The sequence below is a fragment of the Streptomyces sp. NPDC007991 genome (assembly GCF_042958445.1).
In the GTDB taxonomy this organism is placed as follows: Bacteria; Actinomycetota; Actinomycetes; order Streptomycetales; family Streptomycetaceae; genus Streptomyces.
In genome coordinates this window covers 454,676-476,225 of sequence record NZ_JBIBJD010000002.1, presented here as the reverse complement: position 1 = coordinate 476,225, position 21,550 = coordinate 454,676, and the positions used below count along the sequence as shown (strand labels likewise).

15 protein-coding genes are annotated in these 21,550 nt (G+C 72.5%); 7 read left to right on the top strand and 8 right to left on the bottom strand.

Annotated features, from left to right (window positions below; translation table 11 throughout):
• Positions 1-72: 72 nt before the first annotated feature.
• Positions 73-1,011, top strand: coding sequence for a helix-turn-helix domain-containing protein (locus ACFZDA_RS06255; RefSeq protein ID WP_391075683.1), 939 nt, complete (start codon positions 73-75; stop codon positions 1,009-1,011).
• On the opposite strand, the gene ACFZDA_RS06250 is transcribed toward ACFZDA_RS06255, so the two are convergent.
• Positions 1,008-2,459 carry a DHA2 family efflux MFS transporter permease subunit gene (locus ACFZDA_RS06250; RefSeq protein WP_391075680.1) on the bottom strand — a complete coding sequence of 484 codons (1,452 nt, stop codon included), beginning with the start codon at positions 2,457-2,459 and terminating at the stop codon, positions 1,008-1,010. The two genes, ACFZDA_RS06255 and ACFZDA_RS06250, sit on opposite strands and share 4 nt — an antisense overlap.
• 78 nt (positions 2,460-2,537) lie before the next feature.
• On the opposite strand from ACFZDA_RS06250, the gene dusB reads away from it, so the two are divergent.
• Positions 2,538-3,671, top strand: a complete 1,134-nt coding sequence (gene dusB / locus ACFZDA_RS06245; RefSeq protein ID WP_391075677.1) for a tRNA dihydrouridine synthase DusB — start codon at positions 2,538-2,540, stop codon at positions 3,669-3,671.
• On the opposite strand, the gene ACFZDA_RS06240 is transcribed toward dusB, so the two are convergent.
• From ACFZDA_RS06240 to ACFZDA_RS06230, 3 genes are all read right to left on the bottom strand, one after another.
• Entirely contained in the window at positions 3,672-5,468 is a 1,797-nt protein-coding gene (locus ACFZDA_RS06240; protein WP_391075674.1) for a CDP-alcohol phosphatidyltransferase, read from the bottom strand. It lies immediately after the preceding gene.
• A gap of 152 nt (positions 5,469-5,620) precedes the next feature.
• The gene (locus tag ACFZDA_RS06235; RefSeq protein ID WP_391075672.1) at positions 5,621-7,558 is read right to left on the bottom strand and encodes a glycogen debranching N-terminal domain-containing protein; all 1,938 of its coding nucleotides are present in this window, start codon (positions 7,556-7,558) and stop codon (positions 5,621-5,623) included.
• A complete protein-coding gene (locus ACFZDA_RS06230; RefSeq protein ID WP_391075669.1) occupies positions 7,558-8,967 on the bottom strand; it encodes a hypothetical protein in 1,410 nt (469 codons plus the stop codon). Before ACFZDA_RS06230 ends, ACFZDA_RS06235 begins: the two co-directional genes overlap by 1 nt.
• 121 nt (positions 8,968-9,088) lie before the next feature.
• Between ACFZDA_RS06230 and ACFZDA_RS06225 the strand changes: the two genes are divergently transcribed.
• Together ACFZDA_RS06225 and ppdK are read left to right on the top strand one after the other, a co-directional pair.
• On the top strand, positions 9,089-10,315 hold the full coding sequence (locus tag ACFZDA_RS06225) for an ROK family protein (protein ID WP_391075665.1): 1,227 nt from the start codon (positions 9,089-9,091) through the stop codon (positions 10,313-10,315).
• Between the two features lie 405 nt (positions 10,316-10,720).
• On the top strand, positions 10,721-13,468 hold the full coding sequence (gene ppdK / locus ACFZDA_RS06220; RefSeq protein WP_391075662.1) for a pyruvate, phosphate dikinase: 2,748 nt from the start codon (positions 10,721-10,723) through the stop codon (positions 13,466-13,468).
• Between the two features lie 287 nt (positions 13,469-13,755).
• On the opposite strand, the gene ACFZDA_RS06215 is transcribed toward ppdK, so the two are convergent.
• The 4 genes from ACFZDA_RS06215 to ACFZDA_RS06200 form a co-directional block, all read right to left on the bottom strand.
• Positions 13,756-14,274, bottom strand: coding sequence for an NUDIX domain-containing protein (locus ACFZDA_RS06215; RefSeq protein WP_391075658.1), 519 nt, complete (start codon positions 14,272-14,274; stop codon positions 13,756-13,758).
• Positions 14,275-14,366: 92 nt separating this feature from the next.
• The gene (locus ACFZDA_RS06210; RefSeq protein WP_391075656.1) at positions 14,367-14,867 is read right to left on the bottom strand and encodes an excalibur calcium-binding domain-containing protein; all 501 of its coding nucleotides are present in this window, start codon (positions 14,865-14,867) and stop codon (positions 14,367-14,369) included.
• A gap of 112 nt (positions 14,868-14,979) precedes the next feature.
• The gene (locus tag ACFZDA_RS06205; protein ID WP_391075652.1) at positions 14,980-16,485 is read right to left on the bottom strand and encodes an ATP-binding protein; all 1,506 of its coding nucleotides are present in this window, start codon (positions 16,483-16,485) and stop codon (positions 14,980-14,982) included.
• Complete coding sequence (locus ACFZDA_RS06200) at positions 16,482-17,270, bottom strand: winged helix-turn-helix domain-containing protein (RefSeq protein WP_391075649.1); 789 nt, start codon at positions 17,268-17,270, stop codon at positions 16,482-16,484. The genes ACFZDA_RS06205 and ACFZDA_RS06200 overlap by 4 nt, the downstream gene beginning before the upstream one ends.
• Before the next feature lie 227 nt (positions 17,271-17,497).
• Between ACFZDA_RS06200 and ACFZDA_RS06195 the strand changes: the two genes are divergently transcribed.
• From ACFZDA_RS06195 to ACFZDA_RS06185, 3 genes are all read left to right on the top strand, one after another.
• Positions 17,498-18,103: a carbonic anhydrase gene (locus ACFZDA_RS06195; protein WP_391075646.1), complete on the top strand. Its 606-nt coding sequence runs from the start codon at positions 17,498-17,500 to the stop codon at positions 18,101-18,103.
• Positions 18,104-18,816: 713 nt separating this feature from the next.
• A complete protein-coding gene (locus tag ACFZDA_RS06190) occupies positions 18,817-20,523 on the top strand; it encodes a SulP family inorganic anion transporter (protein ID WP_391075643.1) in 1,707 nt (568 codons plus the stop codon).
• A gap of 98 nt (positions 20,524-20,621) precedes the next feature.
• Entirely contained in the window at positions 20,622-21,548 is a 927-nt protein-coding gene (locus ACFZDA_RS06185) for an oxidoreductase (RefSeq protein ID WP_391075641.1), read from the top strand.
• The last annotated feature ends 2 nt before the right edge of the window (positions 21,549-21,550 follow it).

The window sequence follows — 21,550 nt, the reverse complement described above, 5'->3', positions numbered from 1 at the left end:
GTACCAGAGTGTCCTTATCCTGGTAGCAACGCCACCTGGAAACAGGGTCCGGGCGGCGGCAGGCTGAAGGGTATGACGACCATGGCGCAGGAGACGGCGGCCCGCCCGCCAGGGACACCCGGGGAAGCGGACGTCCGGCGGCACGAGCTGGCGACGTTCCTGCGCAGCCGCCGGGAGCGGATCGCCCCCGAGCAGGTCGGCCTGCCCCGCGGCCGCCGGCGCCGCACACCGGGGCTGCGCCGCGAGGAGGTCGCCCAGCTCTCCGCCGTGGGCGTCACCTGGTACACGTGGCTGGAGCAGGCCCGGGACATCCAGGTGTCCGTCCAGGTCCTCGACGCGCTGGCCCGCGCGCTGCTGCTCGACCCCAGCGAACGCGCCCACCTCTTCCGGCTGGCCGGGGCCGCCGACCCGACGCCGGCGACCACGTGCCCGTCGGTCACGCCGGCGATGCGCGCGCTGCTGGAGCAGGTCGAGCCGTTCCCGGCCTGCCTGCAGAACAGCCGGTACGACATCCTCGCCCACAACCGCACGTACGGTCTGCTGCTGTGCGACCTGGACGCGGTGCCGCCCGAGGACCGCAACTGCGTCATCCTGTCCTACACGCACGCCGAGTGGCAGTCGTCGATCGTGCACCTGGAGGAGACGCAGCGGCTGATGGCCGCGCGCTTGCGGGCCGCGATGGCCGGCCATCTCGCCGAGCCCGCCTGGACGATGCTCCTGAAGCGCCTGCGCACGGAGTCCTCCGCGTTCCGCACGGCCTGGGACCGCCACGAGGTGGTCGCCCACCGCACCAAGCGCAAGGAGTTCCTCAACCGCCACGTCGGCCGCATCACCGTCGACCACACGGACCTGTGGCTGACACCGGGCACGGGCCCGCGGATCGTCACCTACGTCCCGGCCGACCAGGAGTCCCGGGACCGCCTGGAGCAGCTCCGATCCATAGCGCTGAGCAGAGGAACCGACCGCCAGGGGCGCGGGGAACTGCGCGACCAGCCACAACTCGCCCCCTAAGCACGCTCCGCAGTCACCACCACATCCCGCACCTCCGCCGCCTCCAGCCTCTCGGCCGTCCGCTCGGCGGTCCTGCGGGCCCACCGCCCGCTGCTCACCGCGCCCAGCACCAGCACCGCGAACCCGCACGCCGCGATGATCCACCAGCCCGGACGCGCGGCCGGGACGAACATCTCGCGGTAGGAGGACGCGCCCACGCCGGAGGCGAGCACCGCGCCCACCACCGCGACGCCGAGCGTCTGGCCGAGCTGGCGGCTCGTGGAGGCGACGGCCGCGGCGACGCCCGCCTGGGCGCGCGGCATGCCGGAGACCGCCGTGTTGGTGATCGGCGCGTTGACGAACCCGAAGCCGATGCCGAACAGGACGTACCCCGCGAGGAGCGTGGCGTTCGACGTCTCCGCCTCGAACGCGGCGAAGAGGATGCCGCTGACCGTCATCGCGCAGCCCGCGACCAGCAGCGGCACACGCGGGCCCCGGCTGCCGACCAGGCGGCCGGAGAGCGGGGCGCACAGGAAGGTCGGGGCCGCCATCGGCAGCATCCACAGGCCCGCTTCCAGGGCGTTCAGGCCGCGGACGTTCTGCAGGTACAGCGTGGACAGGAACAGGAAGCCGCCGAGTGCGGCGAACGCGCTGATCGCGATGACCGTGGCTCCGCTGAAGGGCGCCGAGCGGAAGAAGCGCAGGTCGATCAGCGGCTGCGCGCGGCGTGGTTCGTACCACAGCAGTCCGGCCAGCCCGGCCAGGGCGACGACGGCCGGCAGGGCGGTGGAGGTGAGCGGTGTGCTCGGCGCCTCGATGATCGCGTACGTGAGCGTGCCGAACAGCGCGATCACCAGGAGCTGCCCGACCGGATCCGGGCGGCGGGCCTTCGGCGCGCGGGACTCGGGGACGAAGCGCAGGGTGAGAAGCAGTGCCGCCAGACCCACCGGCAGGTTGATCCAGAAGATCGAGCGCCAGCCGACCGACTCGACCAGGAGGCCCCCGACCAGCGGGCCGGCGGCCATGGATATGCCGACGACCGCGCCCCACACCCCGATCGCCCGGGCCCGCTCGCGCGGGTCGGTGAAGGTGTTGGTGATGATCGACATGGCGACCGGGTTCAGCATCGAACCGCCCACGGCCTGCACCATCCGGAAGGCGACCAGCGCCTGAAGGTTCGGCGCGAGGGAGCACAGGACCGAGCCGAGGGTGAAGACGACCAGGCCGGCCATGAAGACCCGCTTGCGGCCGATCCGGTCGGCCGTGGAGCCGGCGAGCATCAGCAGCGAGGCCAGGACCAGGGTGTAGGCGTCGATCGTCCACTGCAGGCCGGACGTGCTCGCGTGCAGGTCCTGTTGCATCGACGGCAGGGCCACGTTCAGGACCGTGTTGTCCAGGCTCACGATCAGCAGGCTCATGCAGCAGATCGCGAGCACCAGCATGCGGCGACGGGGGCTGAGCTCAGGCATGGACGCCATCGTACGCCGACTTCGATAGTGTTGCTAACTAATGAATTTTGCCATCTCATTGCACGGCACAATGGAGGAATGTCCACGCCCCTGCAGATCGGTCCGCACACCGTCCAGCCCCCCGTCGTCCTGGCCCCCATGGCCGGGATCACCAACGCGCCCTTCCGCACCCTGTGCAGGGAGTTCAGCCGCGGCAAGGGCCTGTTCGTCAGCGAGATGATCACGACCAGGGCGCTGGTCGAGCGCAACGAGAAGACCATGCAGCTCATTCACTTCGACGCGAGTGAGCGCCCCCGGTCCATCCAGCTCTACGGCGTGGACCCGGCGACCGTCGGCAAGGCCGTCCGCATGATCGCGGAGGAGGACCTCGCCGACCACATCGACCTGAACTTCGGCTGCCCGGTGCCGAAGGTGACCCGCAAGGGCGGCGGCTCCGCGCTCCCGTACAAGCGGAACCTGCTGCGGGGCATCCTGCGCGAGGCCGTCAGCGGCGCCGGCGAACTGCCCGTGACGATGAAGATGCGCAAGGGCATCGACGACGACCACATCACCTACCTCGACGCCGGCCGGATCGCCGTCGAGGAGGGCGTCACCGCCATCGCGCTGCACGGCCGCACCGCCGCCCAGCACTACGGCGGCACCGCCGACTGGGACGCCATCGCCCGGCTCAAGGAGCACGTGCCGGAGATCCCCGTGCTCGGCAACGGCGACATCTGGTCGGCCGAGGACGCCCTGCGCATGGTGCGGGAGACCGGCTGCGACGGAGTGGTCGTGGGGCGCGGGTGCCTCGGGCGGCCCTGGCTGTTCGCGGACCTCGTCGCGGCCTTCGAGGGGCGCGCTCAGGACATCGCACGGCCCACCCTCCGGGAAGTCGCCGACGTCATGGTCCGGCACGCCACCCTGCTCGGCGAGTGGATCGGGGACGAGTCGCGGGGCGTGATCGACTTCCGCAAGCACGTCGCCTGGTACCTCAAGGGCTTCGCGGTCGGCTCCGAGATGCGCAAGCGGCTCGCGATCACCTCGTCGCTCGACGAGCTGCGGGCCGGCCTCGACGAGCTGGACCTCGACCAGCCCTGGCCCGCCGGCGCCGACGGGCCCCGCGGCCGTACGTCCGGCAACAACCGGGTGGTGCTGCCGGACGGCTGGCTCAAGGACCCGTACGACTGCGCGGGCATCGGCGAGGACGCGGAGCTCGACACCTCCGGCGGCTGATCAGCCACCCGAGGGGTGCGGTGTGGAGCCGAACGCCTTCAGGAAGCGGTCGCGGAACGCGCTCATCTTCCACACGGGGGCGTCGCGGTCCGGCTTGAGGCCTTCCGTCCAGTTCCAGCCGGCGACCTTGTCGAGGACCTTCGGGTCCTTCGCGACGATCGACACCGGCACGTCCCGGCTGGCGCGGTTGCCGCTGACCCGGGCGATGGGCTGGTGGTCGCCGAGGAAGACCAGGACGGTGTCGTCGGTGCCGTAGCGCTCCAGCCACTGGGTGAGGCTGGTGACCGAGTACTGGATGGACTTGCCGTACTCCTGCCGGGACTTGGTGGTGTCGGTGATGATGTCGGCGGCCTTCTTGCCGGACTTCTGGATGGCGTCGAAGACGGAGCCGTCGCCCAGTTCGTCCCAGCCGACGGTCTTGGGGATGGGCGCCCAGGGCTGGTGGCTGGAGGTCAGGATGACGAACGACATCAGCGGCTTGTCGCGCTTCTTTCCGTGCACCCGGCGCTGGAACGCCTCCAGCGCGTACTGGTCGGGCATCGTCGACCAGCTGAACTTCGGGCCCTCGTAGCCCAGGTCGAAGGCGTCGTAGAGCTTGTCGAGGCCGTACCACTTCTCCTCCGGCCAGCCCTTCTGCACGCCCGGCATCACACCGACCGTGTCCCACGCGCCGGTCTTCTGGAACGCCTTGGTGAGGGTGAGGTGATCCCCCGCGGTGACCGTGCGGTAGCGGCGCTGGTTGTCGATCCACAGGCCGGACATGGTCGTGGAGTGGCCGAGCCAGCTGCTGCCGCCGTAGGTCGCCGAGGTCAGCCAGCCGCTGCGGGCGTGGAAGCCGGACTTCGCCAGGGCCTCGGTGCTCGTGTCGAGGGTGCGGTCGACGCCGGGGGCCATGATCGGGTCCTCGACGGCGCTGCGGCCGTAGCTCTCGATGAACGTGAAGATCACGTCCTTGCCGCGCAGGTCGGGCAGGAGCTGGCCGGGCGGGGTGTTGCCGAAGGTGTCCGCCTTCGACTGCTCCACGAACGCCGCCTCGTCGCGCAGCGACTCCACCGTCCGCTGCGCGTGCACCCGCAGGGCACCGGCCCCGCGCTCGGAGGCGATCGGGCCGCCGAACAGCGTCAGGCCCAGCGCTGAGCAGGTGACCCAGGCGGTGCCGGCGAGCAGGGCGCCTTTGGTCGCCCGGGGCCGGTGACGGGCCAGTGCGTCGCTGAGCCGGATCGTCGCCGCGACCATGACGGCCGCCACGAGCAGGATGAGCAGGACCGCGCCGACGGCGGCGGCGGTCGCCACGCTCCCGCCCAGGGTGTCCTCGACGTAGGCCTTCGCGTCCGGCAGCAGGTCCCAGTCCAGCGCGGCGTTGAAGCCCCGGCCCAGATACTCGTTGAACCCCATGTCGAGCAGGTTCACCGTGGTCAGCGCGGTGAGACCGAGCCCGTACAGCACCGCCGCCACCAGCCGGGGCCGGCGCGGCAGCACCAGCATCACGACGGCCCCGACGACCGCCTCCGCCGGGATCCGCACGAAGCGGTCCGGCTCGACGGCGGGGAGGGTGTTGGGCAGGAGCAGGGCCCCGAGCACCAGGACGGCGGCGACGGCGGTGGTGGTCAGACGGAGGGCGCGGGCGGCCCGGGGACGGCGGGTGCGCCAGGCGCGGAGGTGAGCGAGCCGGGATCCGGTGGCGGGAGCCCCCACCGCCGCGGTGACGCCCTCCGCCCTCTCCTCACCCTCCGTCTCGGACTCGTCCCCCGGGAGGTCCGGCTGCGATGACTGGCCAAAGCGTGTGAAGACAGGCACCCGGAGGTCCTTCCCGTACGAAACCCGGCGAGATGGCGGACCCGCGTGGGGGTACGGGTCCGCCGCCGTTCCGTACGGGGCGCCCACCAGGTGTGTTCAGCCCACCGGGCCAGCGCTCGGCAAACACCGGGCAAACGGCCGGCCAACCGCCCTCAGGCGCCGCCGACCGCCGTGAGCAGTGCCAACGGGGCCGACGCCGACCGGGATTCCCGCACGCACGCGTGCGGGTACGGCACCGGCTCGGGATGCGTGTCGCGGCCGTAGCCCGCGAGGACCTCCGGCAGCCGGTGGCCGGTCGCGCTCGCCGCGTCGACCAGGCCGCGGGCGATCGCGCGGGCCTCGTCGTGCAGCCCGTAGCGGGCCAGGCCCAGGGCGATCAGCGCGTTGTCGTGCGGCCAGACCGAGCCGCGGTGGTAGGAGAGCGGGTGGTAGGCGGGCTGGCCGGCGGCCAGGGTGCGCACGCCCCAGCCGGAGAAGAAGTCCGGCTCCAGCAGACGCCGGCCGGCCTGTTCGCCGTACTCCTTGTCCAGCAGGCCCGACCACAGCAGGTGCCCGGCGTCGGAGGCGAGCGCGTCGACCTGCTCGCCCCGGCCGTCGAGCGCGAGCGCCGGGAAGGAGTGCTCCGGCATCCAGAAGTCCCGCTGGAAACGGTCGCGCAGATCGCCGGCCGCCTGCTCCAGGAGGTCCGCGTATGTCGTGTCCTGCCAGACCGTGCGCGCCAGCCACGCCGTGCGGCGCAGCGCGTCGTACGCGTAGCCCTGGGCGCCCGCGGCCGTCACCGGGCCGTGGGGGCGGGTGCCCTCGGCGGAGCAGATGGCGCCGGGGGAGTCCTTCCAGTTCTGGTTGGCGAGGCCGCCCTGGTCGGCGCGGTAGACGAGATAGCCGCGCGAGGTCAGGCCGCCGTGGTCCAGCATCCAGCCGATCGCGGCCCGGGCGTGCGGCTCCAGACGGCGGGCCGGGCCCGTGTCGCCGGTCTGCTCGGTGTACGCCCCGAGCAGGACGAGGAACAGGGGCGTGGCGTCGACCGAGCCGTAATAGCGGCGGTAGGGGACCTGGCCGAAGTGCGCCAGTTCGCCGTGCCGCACCTCGTGCACGATCTTGCCGGGCTGGGCGACCTCGCCGGCACCGGCGTCCGTGGCCTGGGTCGCGGCGAGCGCGGGCAGTGTGGCGGCGGCCAGCCGGGGCCGGTAGGGCAGGGCGAACAGCGAGGTCAGCAGGGCGTCCCGGCCCAGCAGGGTGAGGAACCAGGGCGCGCCGGCCGCCGGGACGCGCAGCTCCTCGCCGTCCGGGCCCTTCGCCGGGACCTGGAGCGCGGCCAGGTCGGCGAGGCCCCGGGCGCAGGCCGCGGACAGCTCCGGCCAGCCGGCGGGCAGGGCCACGCCCTCCATGAACCGGCCCTCCCGGGCCAGGAGTTGCTCCTTCAGGGCGGTGGGGGAGCGGGGCACGCGCAGGGCGCGCTTGTCGCCGTGCGGGCGGGCCATGACCCGCAGGACCAGCTCGGCCGTGCCGTGCGGTTCGAGGTCCAGGGTCCACACCAGGCGGCGGGCGCCGGTGCCGGTCTCCTCCACGGTGTCCGGCTGGGGCTCGGCCGTCACGGTCGTGACGGACCGCCACTCGCCGCGCCGGTAGCTGAACTCCACGCCGTGCCCGAGGACCTGGCGGGCGCGGACGGCACCGGCCTTCGCGTAGGTGCGGTGGTCGGCGCGCAGCTCGAACTGGTCGGTGAAGTCGGCGTCGGCGGTGACCGCGAGGCGGACCGTCGTCGGCGCCGGGCGGTTGCTGGTGACCCGCAGCGACTCCACGAACGAGGCGTCCCCGACAGCCTGTTCGCGGAAGAGCGTGTACGCGGGCGGTTCGTCGCGCCCACCGCGTGGGACGAGGACGCACGCCGCGGTGTCCCCGTCGGCCACCGGCGTCAGCGTGTCGGGCACGGCCCCGTCGACGGTGAGCTGCCACCGGCTCAGGTGCCGCGCGTCCCGTACGAACATTCCGTCCGGGGCGCTGCCGCCCCGGTAGCCGCTGATGTCGCCGCGGTCGCCGATGGCGGCGAACGTCCCGCCGTGCACGAGCAGATGATGCCGGTCGGTCATCACCGGTCCCCTCCCTTGATCGCCGTGACGCCGTTCCTGTCCCCTGCGGGCCGGTCGTGCAGCAGGTCGAGCGTGAGCGCGGCGGTCCAGCCGAAGCCGGTGGCGCCGCAGGCCTGTGCGGTGTACGGGTCCACGTACTCCGCGAAGTCGGAGGCGCCCGCGGTGTGCAGGATCCCCTTGCGCAGGGCGTCGGCCCGGCCGCGCTCGCCGTGCAGCCGCAGCCCGCGCTCCAGCAGCCAGCTGGTGTTGAACCAGGCCGGGCCGCGCCAGTAGCGGTGCGGGTCGAAGGCCTCGCCGAGCAGGTCGTAGCTGGGCACCAGCCGGGTCGTGCCGCCGAGCCCGAAGTGCGGGCCGCCCAGGGTGCGCACCAGGGTGGCCGCGAGGTCGCGCGGCAGGGTCGGCAGCAGCAGCGGGATCAGCCCGGAGACTCCGCGCTCGGGGACCAGCTCCCCGGCGCGCACGTCCCGGCACAGGAACATCCCCGCCGACGGCTCCCACAGCCGCTCCACCAGGGCGGCGGTGAGCCGCTCGGCGCGGTCCTGCCGGGCCGGGGCCGCCGCGCCCAGCTCGCGGGCGATCCGGGCCAGGGCGTACTCGGAGGCGATGAGCAGGGTGTTGAACGCCGGGTCCTCCACGGCGAAGTCTCCCGGTCCGTCCGCGTATCCGCGGTCCCGGTAGTCGGCCGCCAGCCGTACGTACCGCCCGTAGTCCAGATCCGTCGGCCGGTTCGCGGGGGAGCCGTGGGCGAGGTCGGCGCGGCGGAAGGAGCGGGCCGGGGCCGGAGTGACCCGGGACAGCGGGCGGTCCCAGCAGGGACTGTTGTCCATACCCTGCTCCCAGGGGTGCACCACGGACACCAGTCCGCCCCCGCCCAGGTCGCGCCGGTGCAGCAGATAGCGGTGCCAGGCCGCGAGCCGGGGATACATCCGGGTGAGGAAGCCGCGCGCCCGGGACAGACCGGGGTCGGCGAGGTGCACCAGCCACGCGGCCAGCGCGTGGACCGGTGGCTGCACGATCCCGGAGGTCTGTACGGTGCGCGGGGCGCCCGCGGCGTGCCCCGCGGTCGAGGAGCGCCAGAAGTCGGGGCTCGGGAAGTACGCGTCGAGCGGGACGGAGGGATTGAAGACGATGTGCGGGATCCGTCCGTCCGCCCACTGGGCCGCCAGCAGCGTCTCCAGCTCCGTCTGCGCCCGTAACGGCGACAGGTGCCGCAGGCCGATCGCGATGAACGCCGAGTCCCACGACCACTGGTGCGGATACAGACCGCGCGAGGGCACCGTGGACGAGCCCGTCCAGCCGGCCTCCAGCACGGCGGCGGCCCTGACGTGCAGGGGGGTCGCGGCACTGGACGGATCGTATGCAACGGTTCGTCCGGTGGGACGAGGGGCGCGTTGGGCGGTGCTGTCCACTCGGGGCTCTCCGGTAAGACGTCCGGCCGGCCGGTTCGGCTGCGGCTACCGTGGGGTTACGTCTATTTAACACGCAAAACCCACTATGTAAGGCAAGGTTGAGAAACACAAGGGGGTGTGCATGACCGGACGGCCCGTCAGAACGGGGCGAGGTGCCGGCCAGGCGAGTGCCGGCGAACTGCTCGAACTGGTGCGCAGTCGCCGCGCCGTGACCCGGGGTGCGCTCCAGCAGGCGACCGGACTGTCCAGGGCCACCGTCGGGCAGCGGCTCGACCGGCTCTTCCGCGCGGGCTGGCTGCGCGAGGGCGCCGGGGGGCCGGTGGACTCCCCGCTGGGCGGGCGCCCCTCCATCACCCTGGAGTTCGACGACGAGCACGCGGTGGTCCTGGCCGCCGACCTCGACACCCGCCACGCGCGGGCGGCCGTGCTGTCGCTGAGCGGCGAGATCCTCACCGAGCACTCCGGCACCCTCGTCGTCGAGGACGGGCCGGACGCCGTGCTGGGCGAACTCGGCCGCTGGTTCGGCGAACTGCTGGAGAAGACCGGCCGCGGGGCCGAGTCGGTGTGCGGGGCGGGGCTGGCCGTGCCCGGCCCGGTCGACACCGAGACCGGCCGCGTCGTCCAGCCGCCGATGATGCCCGGCTGGGACGGCTACGACATAAGGAGCCGGCTGGCCCGGGCGCTCACCGAGCACACGGGCGCCGACCCCGTGCCGGTGCTGGTGGACAACGACGCCAACCTCATGGCGTACGGCGAACAGCGCACCGGCTATCCCGACTGCTCCGCCTTCGTGCTGGTCAAGGTCTCCACCGGCATCGGCGCCGGGGTCGTGGTGGACGGAGCGGTGTTCCGGGGCATCGACGGGGGCGCCGGGGACATCGGGCACATCCGGGTGCCGGAGGGCGCCCAGACGCTGTGCCGGTGCGGTTCCTACGGCTGCCTGGCCGCCATCGCGAGCGGGGGTGCGGTGGCACGGCGGCTGGCGGAGGCCGGGGTGCCGGCGGCCTCCGGCTCGGACGTACGGGACCTGCTGGCCTCCGGGCACCCCGACGCGGTCGGCCTCGCCCGGGAGGCCGGGCGCCGGGTCGGGGACGTGCTGGCGACCGTGGTGACGCTGCTCAACCCCGGGGTGCTGATGATCGCCGGAGATCTGGCCGGAACCCCGTTCCTCACGGGCGTGCGCGAACTGCTCTACCAGCGGGCGCTGCCCCGCTCCACCGCCCACCTGGACGTCGTCACGGCCCGGCTCGGTGAGCGGTCCGGGCTGGTCGGAGCGGGGGCGATGGTCGTGGAGCACCTCTATGCCCCCGAACGGGTCGAGGAGCGGCTGCGCGCGCTCGGGGTGTGACCGGGACATTTCGGCCCCGGGACGCGTCCGCATGGTGAAATCCCGTCGGCTGTGGCAGCGTGATTCTCGCCACCCTTGATAAGGGTTGCGCTCAGATGAGCGGATCTTGAGCGGCTGCACTTCTCCAAAGGGTGGCACTGAGTGCCACCCTTTGATCGTTCATCGAGCGAAATCAAGCGTACCGAAGGCCGCTCATATGAGCGTATCGCTGGCTCATGGGAGGTTTGTGCGTTCAAGAAGTGAAAACATACGGCTGTGATCGCTTGCCGAGCCTTGACTTTCGATCCGCTGGCGGACGAGTGGTTACAGGCGTATGACGCGCGAGTGGACGTACCCAGAAGCCTTTGATCTGGGTATGTTCCTCGCCGTCAGGGCAGCCACCGCGTCCTCGAGGAGTCGAGACCCGTGTCGGAAAACAAAGATCCCCACGTAGCTGATCACGGTACGAGTGTTGACGGCGTGAAGTTCGTCTACGACTTCACCGAGGGCAACAAGGACCTCAAGGACCTCCTCGGTGGCAAGGGCGCGAACCTCGCCGAGATGACGAACCTGGGCCTCCCGGTGCCGCCCGGCTTCACCATCACCACCGAGGCGTGCAAGGTCTACCTGGACAGCGGCGAGGAGCCGGCGGCACTGCGTGACGAGGTGAGTGCGCACCTCGACGCGCTGGAGCGGCGCATGGGCAAGAAGCTCGGCCAGGCCGACGACCCGCTGCTGGTGTCGGTGCGCTCGGGCGCCAAGTTCTCCATGCCCGGCATGATGGACACCGTCCTCAACATCGGCCTCTCCGACAAGTCGGTGCAGGGCCTCGCCAAGCAGGCCGGCGACGACCGCTTCGCGTGGGACTCCTACCGCCGCCTCATCCAGATGTTCGGCAAGACCGTCCTCGGCGTCGACGGCGAGCTCTTCGAGGACGCGCTGGAGAAGGCCAAGGAGGCCAAGAAGGTCACGGTCGACACCGAGCTGGAGGCGGCCGACCTCAAGAAGCTCGTCACCAAGTTCAAGAAGATCGTCAAGGCCGAGGCCGGCCGGGACTTCCCGCAGGACCCGCGCGAGCAGATGGACCTCGCCATCCACGCGGTCTTCGACTCCTGGAACACCGACCGCGCCAAGCTCTACCGCCGCCAGGAGCGCATCCCGCACGACCTGGGCACGGCCGTCAACGTCTGCTCGATGGTCTTCGGCAACCTCGGCCCCGACTCCGGCACGGGCGTGGCGTTCACCCGCGACCCCGCCTCCGGCCACCAGGGCGTCTACGGCGACTACCTGCAGAACGCGCAGGGCGAGGACGTGGTCGCGGGTATCCGCAACACCGTGCCCCTCGCGGAGCTGGAGCAGATCGACAAGAAGTCGTACGACCAGCTGATGCAGATCATGGAGACGCTGGAGAACCACTACAAGGACCTCTGCGACATCGAGTTCACCATCGAGCGCGGTGTGCTGTGGATGCTCCAGACCCGCGTCGGCAAGCGCACGGCGGGCGCCGCCTTCCGCATCGCGACCCAGCTGGTGGACCAGGGCCTGATCGACGAGGCCGAGGCGCTCACCCGCGTCAACGGCGCCCAGCTCGCGCAGCTGATGTTCCCCCGCTTCGACGAGAGCGCGAAGGTCGAGACGGTCGGCCGGGGCATCGCGGCCTCGCCGGGCGCGGCCGTCGGCAAGGCTGTGTTCGACTCCTACACCGCCGTCAAGTGGTCCCGCTCCGGCGAGAAGGTCATCCTGATCCGCCGCGAGACCAACCCCGACGACCTGGACGGCATGATCGCCGCCGAGGGCATCCTGACCTCGCGCGGCGGCAAGACCTCCCACGCGGCCGTGGTCGCGCGCGGCATGGGCAAGACCTGTGTCTGCGGCGCCGAGGAGCTGGAGGTCGACACCAAGCGCCGCCGGATGACCGTGCCGGGCGGGCACGTCGTGGAGGAGGGCGACGTCGTCTCCATCGACGGCTCGTCGGGCAAGGTGTACCTCGGTGAGGTACCGGTCGTGCCGTCCCCGGTCGTGGAGTACTTCGAGGGCCGGATGCACGCCGGTGCCGAGGACGCCGACGAGCTGGTCGAGGCGGTCCACCGCATCATGGCGTTCGCCGACCGCAAGCGCCGCCTGCGCGTGCGGGCCAACGCGGACAACGCCGAGGACGCGCTGCGCGCCCGCCGCTTCGGCGCCCAGGGCATCGGCCTGTGCCGCACCGAGCACATGTTCCTCGGCGACCGGCGCGGGCTGGTGGAGCGGCTGATCCTGGCCGACACCCAGGCCGAGCGCGAGGAGTCCCTCAAGGAGCTGCTGCCGCTGCAGAAGCAGGACTTCGTCCAGCTCTTCGAGTCGATGGACGGTCTCCCGGTCACCGTCCGCCTCCTGGACCCGCCGCTGCACGAGTTCCTGCCCGACATCACCGAACTGTCGGTCCGCGTGGCCCTGGCGGAGTCCCGCCAGGAGCCGCACGAGAACGAACTCCGCCTCCTCCAGGCGGTCCACCGCCTGCACGAGCAGAACCCGATGCTCGGCCTGCGCGGCGTGCGCCTCGGCCTGGTGATCCCCGGCCTGTTCACCATGCAGGTCCGGGCCATCGCCGAGGCCGCCGCCGAACGCAAGGCCGCCAAGGGCGACCCGCGCGCCGAGATCATGATCCCGCTCGTCGGCACGGTGCAGGAGCTGGAGATCGTGCGCGAGGAGGCCGACAAGGTCATCGCCGAGGTCGAGGCGGCCTCCGGCACGCAGCTCAAGCTGTCCATCGGCACGATGATCGAGCTGCCGCGCGCCGCCCTGACCGCCGGCCAGATCGCCGAGGCCGCCCAGTTCTTCTCCTTCGGCACGAACGACCTGACCCAGACGGTGTGGGGCTTCTCCCGGGACGACGTGGAGGCCAGCTTCTTCACCGCCTACCTGGAGAAGGGCATCTTCGGAGTCTCCCCGTTCGAGACGATCGACAAGGACGGCGTCGGCTCCCTGGTGAAACTCGCCGCCCAGGCCGGCCGCGAGACCCGCCCCGACCTCAAGCTCGGCGTCTGCGGCGAGCACGGCGGCGACCCGGAGTCGGTCCACTTCTTCCACGAGGTGGGACTCGACTACGTCTCCTGCTCCCCGTTCCGCATCCCGGTCGCCCGGCTGGAGGCGGGCCGGGCGGCGGTCCAGTCGCAGGGCAGCGACCACCGGTAGACCCGTGGCCCGTGCCGGGCCACTGAAGGACCCGGAGCCGTCGGCGGTCCCCGACCCTCACCGATCGCGGCGGCTCCGGAGCACGGAGAAGAGCGGGGGCGCACCTTGTGCGGAGGCGCGCCCCCGCTCTCCCGCGATCCGTTCAGGCGGGGCCGGATTCGGGAAGGCCGGACGCCGGGCACCTATGCGGACCGCAACCGATGTGCCGACCGGGGACGACGGCGAGTGGAGGACCAGGGGCAGCGCGAGGGACGCCAGGACGGCCGCCGCCTCGCGACGCGACCCGGTCACCCGGGCAGGCCTTCCCGCAGGGCTACGACGGTCCCGGTCAGGGCGGCCCGGTGCAGGGCGGCGAGGGCCGGCAGCGGGACCGCCAGCGCGGTGGACTCCAGGTCGTCGAGGGCGAACAGGCCGTCCTGGTCGTGCTCGTCGCTGCGCCGGACGGCCTGCCTGGGGCCGAGACGGCCTCCGTGGAAGTAGAAGTCGATGACCGGGCCCGTGCCGTTCACATCGGCCCGGTGGTCGTAGCCGATGAGCCGGGGCTCCCCGTCCAGGGCGATGCCGGTCTCCTCGCGCAGCTCCCGGTGCGCGGCACCGAGGGGGTCCTCCCCGTGGTCGAGCATGCCGCCCGGCAGCCCCCAGAGTCCGACACCGGGCTGGCCCTCGGCGTAGCGCAGCAGCAGCATCCGGTCCTCGGCGTCGAGGAGCAGCACGCACGAGGCGACGATGGTCTGCGGCAGCGTCCTGACCCACTCGTCACGCGGCAGCACGCGCGGTACGTCGGCGGCGGGCACGGTCGTGTCCACGGTGGTGTTCCTTCCGTCGTCCGGGCAGCCCGCGACGAGCTGCCCAAACGGTGGAACGGCCGGACGCGCCGATGGTCACCGGCGTACTCGTGTCACGTGTCGCAGGCGATCCCGTCGTTGTCCCGGTCCAGGTGGGAGGCGTAGCCGGGTTCACCACGGTGGATGGGGGCGGCACCGGCGGCCCGGACGGCGTCGCAGTTGGCGTAGTAGACGTCCGCCGAGCCGCCCGAACCGCCCGAGCCGCTGTCGTCGGAGCCGCCGCCCGCGGCCGGTCGCGCGGTGACCGTGGTGGTGGCTCTGACGGTCTTGGTGGCGGTGACCGTGGGAGCGGGTTCCGGCTTCTTCGCGAGCGGTGTGGCGGTGGCGGTGGTGGTCGCGGTGACCGTGATGGTCGGCCGCGGCTTGGCGGCCGCGGGCTTCGCGTCGGCCGTCGTGTCGCCGGAGGCGCCGATACCGACGCCGATGAACCAGGCCAGGCCGAGGGCGGGCAGTACATAGCGCTTCCGGGCCCAGCGGGGCGCCGGGCGCGCGGGCCGCGGCGCGGGCGGCATGGGATACGGGTGGGCGTTCGGCCCGGTGTACGGATTGGTCATGGTCATCATCCCCCCAGTGGTGACACGTGAGGGGATGACCGTAGGTCCAGGCCGCCCCGGATGACGGAGGGGTGATCATTTTGTGATGGTCGCGTGAAGGCGGGTGGGACGGCTACGCCTGGACGGGGGCCGCGTGCGGCGCCGGTGCCTGTCGTCTCCGGGTCGGCCTCGGCCGGTCGGTGCCCGGGCCGTGTCCCTCGGCGGCGGGCCGTACGGACGGCAGGCGGATCGCCACGTCCAGGCCGCCCGTCGCCGCCGCGTGCAGGGTCGCCTCGCCGCCGCTGGCGTGGGCCAGGCGCTGCACCAGGGCGAGGCCGAGTCCCGAGCCGCCCTTGGGGGCGCCCGGGGCGCGCCAGAAGCGGTCGAAGGCGCGGGCCCGCTGCTCCTCCGTCATGCCGGGGCCCTCGTCGGTGACGTGCAGGTCGACCCAGCGGGGGCGGCTGTCGCGCAGGGCGCGCCGGGGCGGGGCCGGCGTCCGCAGCTCGACCGTGACCGTGCTGCCGGGCGGGGACGCCCGCAGGGCGTTGGACAGCAGGTTGTCCATGATCTGCTCGACGGCCCCGGGCACCGCCAGCACCGGGCCGACGCCGCCCGCGAAGAGCACGAGGGAGACGTTCTCCCGTGCGAACAGGGGCTGCCAGGTGCGGTGCCGTTCCGCGCAGACCGCGCCCAGGTCGACCGTGGCGGGGATCGCCGCGTGTTCCTCCATCCGGGCCATCGCCAGCAGGTGCTCGACCATCCGCGCGAGCCGGTCCGTCTCCGTGACGGCCGCGGTGAGGCTGCCCCGGGCCCGGGCGGCGACGTCGGGTTCCAGGTTCTCCAGGCGCAGCCGCAGCGCCGCGAGCGGGGTCTTCAGCTGGTGCGAGGCCTCGCCGGCGAACGCCCGCTGGGAGGCCAGCAGATGGGCGAGGCGGGCCGCGGTGCGGTTGAACGCGGCGGCCAGACTGAGCACTTCCGGCGGACCCTTCGTGATCGTCACCGGGGTGAACCGGCCGACGCCCTCCGCCAGTTCGTGCGTCGCCTGCTCCAGTTCGCGGATGGGGCGGCCGGCCCAGCGGGCGAAGGCGAAGCCGACCACGGCCACCGCCGTCAGCACGGCGAGACCGCCCAGGGCGAGCAGCAGCCACACATGATGGACCCGCTCGTGCACGGTCCGCGTGGGCACCGTCAGCCACACGGCACCCACGGGCTGAGCCTCCTGACCGACCGGCGCGGCCACCGACAGGTACTCGACCCCGCCGATCGTGGACGTGCGCACATCCACCGTCGAGGTGCCCCGCAGCGCCGCCGCGATGCCCGGCCGGTCGGCCAGGGCGCCGGGCACCGAGGTGTCCTTCGGATGCGAGGTGGCGAGCATCGCGCCCGAGGCGGCGACGATCACCACCTTCCCGCCGATGCGCTTCGCGCAGTGCGCCACCCGCGCGGGCAGGTCCCGCTCGGCCCGCCCCGCCGCGAGGGACAGCGCGGCGTACGCGGAGACCGACTCGGCCTCGTCCTTCGCCGCGTTGACCACCTGCTCCCGCTCCCCGCGCGAGTAGACGAAGCCCAGCGGGATCTCCAGGCAGAGCAGCACCAGCACGGCGAGGCTGAGGTAGCCGATCAGCAGCCGGCGGGTCATGGAGAGACCGCCTGCGGGGCGTTCGGGCCCGTGTGCACCGCCAGCCGGAAGCCCACGCCCCGCAGGGTCCTGATCCACGCCGGGTGCCCCAGCTTGCGGCGCAGCGCGGCCACATGGACGTCCAGCGTCTTGGTCGGGCCGTCGTAGTGCGGATCCCAGACGCGGTCGAGGATCTGCTGGCGCGAGTAGACCGCGCCCGGGTCCTCGCTGAGGAGCGCCAGCAGGTCGAACTCCTTGGGGGTGAGAGGGACGGGGGAGTCGCCGACCCAGACCTGGCGGGTGCGGCGGTCCACGACGAGCGGGCCCGGGTCGTGCGGAGGGCCGGGGGCCGGATCGAACGACGGTGTGGCAGGGGGGTCGTCTGCTGTGGCGGGTGTGGGTGCGGGTGTGACCGGTGCGGCCGGGGGCTCGGGGAAGGGCTGCTGGGTGCGCTGCGTACGGCGGGTCACCGCGCGGACCCGGGCCACCAGTTCCCGCACGCTGAATGGTTTCGCCAGGTAGTCGTCGGCGCCCAGTTCCAGGCCCAGCACGCGGTCCGCCTCCTCGCCGCGGGCGCTGAGGATGACGATCGGCACGTCCGAGACCTGGCGGATGCCGCGGCAGACATCGATGCCGTCCATGTCCGGCAGTCCCAGGTCGAGCAGGACGACATCGTTGTACGGGCCTCTCAGCCCGTCCGTGCCCGTGGCGACATGATCGACCGTCAGTCCGAAGTGGCCCAGCCCTTCGGTGAGCGGCTCGGCGATCGTCTCGTCGTCCTCGATGAGCAGCACTCGTAGGCCCATACGTCCTGTCTCTCCGTGAAGCCGACATGAATCCGGGCAGCGTGAATTCGCATTCTCCGCCCCGGAGTTCACACGCTACAAGATGACTGGTCGTCTGGGTATCCGACAAAGAATGTTCAATTCCTGGCCGGGCTCTGGGTCTTACTTAACCTTCCTCTGTAGGTCGTCCGTCTACGGTGGGGTGCACCCGAACGAAACCGCAGTTCAGGAGAGTTCAGGAGGCGGAGTTGAAGGCATTGCTGGATCGTGCCCGTACGTTCAGGACGCGCGTCGATTTCGACAGTGGCGAATACCGGAAACTGGCCGAAGGGCAATACCCTGAGGCGTTGTTCATTACCTGCTCGGACTCCCGGGTCATTCCCGCACTCATCACGGGTGCGCGGCCCGGGGAGATATTCGAACTGCGCAACGCGGGCAATATCGTGCCGCCGTACGGACGGTCCGGGGCCTCGGGTGAGGCTGCCACCATCGAGTACGCACTGGAAGTGCTCGGGGTTCAGGACATCGTGGTGTGCGGTCACTCACACTGCGGCGCGATGGGTGCGCTGAAGTCCGGCGACGACCTGTCCGCGCTGCCCGGCGTGGACGCGTGGCTCCACATCGCCCGCCCCGAACTGACCCCCGTACTGCAGTCCGCGCCGGACGACCCGTCGCTGCCGGAGGTCTCCCAGGGCAATGTCGTCAACCAGCTGGCCGCGCTGCGCAGTTACCCGGTGGTGCGCCAGCGGCTCGACGCGGGCCGGCTGCGGCTGCACGGCTGGTACTACGAGGTCGACACGGCGTTCGTCTACGAACTCGGCGACGACGGCGCGTTCCGGGTGCATGCCGCGTGAGCGGGGCGCACGCGCGGGGGCGGACCCGGGGCGGCGCCGCCATGCCGGGCGGCCGGCAGGCCGGTTCCGCGGACACGGGGAGTGCTGCCGACTGGGGGGTGGGCGGTTCCCCGGAGGTGCCGGGGGACTGGGGGCGGGGCAGCTTCCCAGGGGGCCCGGGCGCTCGCGGTGAGGGCGCGGCGGGTTGGGGTTCGTCCGGCTCCGAGGGAGGTGCCTCGAACTGGGGCCCGGGCGGTTCCTCACAGGGCGCGGCGCACTGGGAGCCGGGCGGCTTCGCAGAGGGACCGGGGGACTGGGGCACGGGTGCTCGCGAGGAGTCCGCGGCGGACTGGGGGGCGGCTGGTTCCGACGGCGCCGCCTCGGACTGGGACATGGGCAGGCCGGTCGGGGACTCGGCCGGGGGTGTCGCGGGACGGGGATCGGGTGGCCGGTCGGGTGGGCCGGGTGGCGGCTCTGCGTGGGGTCCGGCGGAGGGCGTTGCGCGCGGACGGATGGGCGTTCGGTCGGGTGGCCCGGCCCCTGGTCCGTATGACGGCTCGTATGACAGCCCGTATGACGGCCCGTACGTCGGCCCGGGTGGTGGTACGTACCGCGGCCCGGGTGAGGTCCCCGGTCATGGTCCGGCGTGGGAATCAGAGGGTGCGGGGCGGCGGTCCGGTGGTCCTCCCCGTGGTCCTGGGGGCACCGGTGGTGCCGGGGGCGGCCTGGGCGGTGTGCTGGGTGGGCTGGTCGGGCGGGTGACGGGCGGGGGCGGCAAGGCAGGGGCCAAGCGTGACCTCGTCACCGACATCACCGCGTCGCTCGTCGTCTTCCTCGTCGCCCTGCCGCTGTGCATCGGTGTCGCCGTCGCCTCCGGCGTGCCCGCCGAGCTCGGGATCATCTCCGGGGTGATCGGCGGTCTGGTCGTCGGCGCCGCTCGCGGCAGTACGCTCCAGGTCAGCGGGCCGGCCGCAGGCCTCGCCGCGCTGGTCGCGGAGACCGTCGCCGAGGTCGGCGTGGCCATGCTCGGCGTGATCGTGCTGTTCACCGGCCTCCTCCAGATCATCCTGGGACTGGTGCGGCTCGGCCGGATGTTCCAGGCCATCTCGGTCGCCGTCGTCCAGGGCATGCTCGCCGGCATCGGCGTGCCGCTGATGTTCAGCCAGGCCTATCCGATGGCCGACGCCAAGGCCCCCGGCACGGCGATCGAGAACATGGCCGGCATCCCCGACCTGCTGGCGGGGATCCTGACCGACCCCCAGGCGATGATCGCCGCCCTGCTCGGCGTCGTCACGATCGTGCTCAGCTTCCTGTGGAAGAAGGTGCCGGGCCCGGCCGGGAAGATCCCGGCCGCACTGGTCGCCGTGGGCATCGGCATCGTGGTCGCCGCGCTGCCCGGCGTGGACGTCAAGACGCTCCAGGTGGGCAATCTGCTCGCCTCCGTGTCGCTGCCCGGGCCGGAGCAGTTCGCCGGCCTGGCGGACGGGGCGATCATCACCGCCATCCTCACCTTCACGGTCATCGCGTCCGCCGAGAGCCTGTTCACGGCCGCCGCGGTGGACCGTATGCACAGCGGCCCGCGCACCCGCTACAACACCGAGCTGATCGCCCAGGGCGCCGGCAACACCGTCGCCGGCATCCTCGGCGCGCTCCCGATCACCGCGGTCGTGGCCCGCAGCTCGGCCAACGTCCAGGCCGGGGCCAAGACCCGGCTCTCGCGCACCCTGCACGGCCTGTGGCTGCTCGCGTTCGCGCTGCTGCTGCCGCAGGTGCTCGCGCTGATCCCGATCTCGGTGCTGGCCGGTGTCCTCGTGCACAGCGGCTGGAAGCTGTTCGGGCCCGCCGAGTTCCCGAAGATGTGGCGGCAGGACAAGGGCGAGTTCGCCGTGATGACGCTGACCACCCTGGTCATCGTGGTGACCGCGCTGCTGGAGGGCGTGCTGATCGGCCTCGCCGCGGGCATCGTGCTGGCCGCGCTGCGCATGTCCCGGACCGCGATCCGCCAGCACGTCGAGGACGACACGGCGAAGGTCGTCATGGCCGGCAACGCGACGTTCCTGCGGCTGCCGAAGGTGATCGAGGCGCTGGAGGCCGCCGCCGCGTCGGGGAAGCCCAGGATCCGGCTCGACCTGACCGGCGTGACCCATCTGGACCACGCATGCCGCAATCAGGTCGAGGAGTTCACCGCCCAGCAGCGGGGACTGGGGCTGCGGGTGGAACTGCTGATGCCGGGGGAGGCGAAGCCGGCCGGAGAGCGGGTCGCGCCGCCCGCCGGCAACGCCCAGGCACCGCTGCCCAAACGGCCTGTCCCGGCGATGGCCGAAGAACCATGGGACGAAGCAGCGGGGGAACCCTCTCCCTGGCCCACCGCGGACGCCGAGTGGTTCTACCTCGACACCCGGCCCGTCCCCGACGACCAGCGGTCGAGCCCGGTGGGCTGACCGACCGGGCCGGTGGAGCCGGTGGCCCGGGCCCGCCCCGCCCCGCCCGCAGTCCTCCTCGTAGGCTGGATCACGGCCACCGGCGAAGGGAGCCTGCCATGTCGGGCTGGAGCACACAGGACATCCCGGACCAGAGCGGCCGCGTCGCGGTCGTCACCGGCGCCAACAGCGGGATCGGGTTCGTCACGGCACGGGAGCTGGCCCGCAAGGGCGCGCGGGTGGTGCTCGCATGCCGCAGCGAGGCCCGGGGGAACGCGGCCGTGGACCGGCTCCGGGCGGAACTGCCCGAAGCCCGGGTCGAGCTGGGGCGGCTCGACCTCGGGGACCTGGCCTGCGTACGGGAGTTCGCGGCCGGGTTCCCGTACGAGCGGCTGGACGTGCTCGTCGACAACGCCGGGGTGATGGCGCCGCCGTACGGGACGACGGCGGACGGCTTCGAGACGCAGTTCGGGGTCAACCACCTTGGCCACTTCGCCCTCACCGGCCTGCTGCTGCCCGCCCTGCTGGCGGCGCCCGGGGCCCGGGTCGTGGTCGTCTCCAGCGGGATGCACGCCCTCGCCAACATCGACATCAACGACCTCAACAGCGAGCGGCGCTACCGGCGCTGGATCGCCTACGCCCGCTCCAAGACGGCCAACCTGCTGTTCACGCACGAGCTGGCGCGCCGGGCGGCGGCGCACGGCACCGACCTGGTGGCGGCCGCGGCCCACCCCGGGTACGCGGCCACCAACCTCCAGACCACCGGGCCGCTCGCCGAGGGCCGCCGGGCCGCCGAACGGCTCGTGCGGATCGGCAACCGGGTCGTCGCCCAGCCGGCCGAGGCCGGCGCGCTCCCGATCCTCTACGCGGCGACGGACCCCGGCGCGCGGCCCGACTCCTTCACCGGCCCGCGCGTCGCCATGTGGCGCGGGGCGCCCGCACCGTCCTGGCGGGCGCCCTGGACCCTCGACGACGCGGCGGGGCAGCGGCTGTGGGCCGCGTCCGAGGAGCTGACCGGGGTGACGTACGGCGCCCTGACGGCATGACA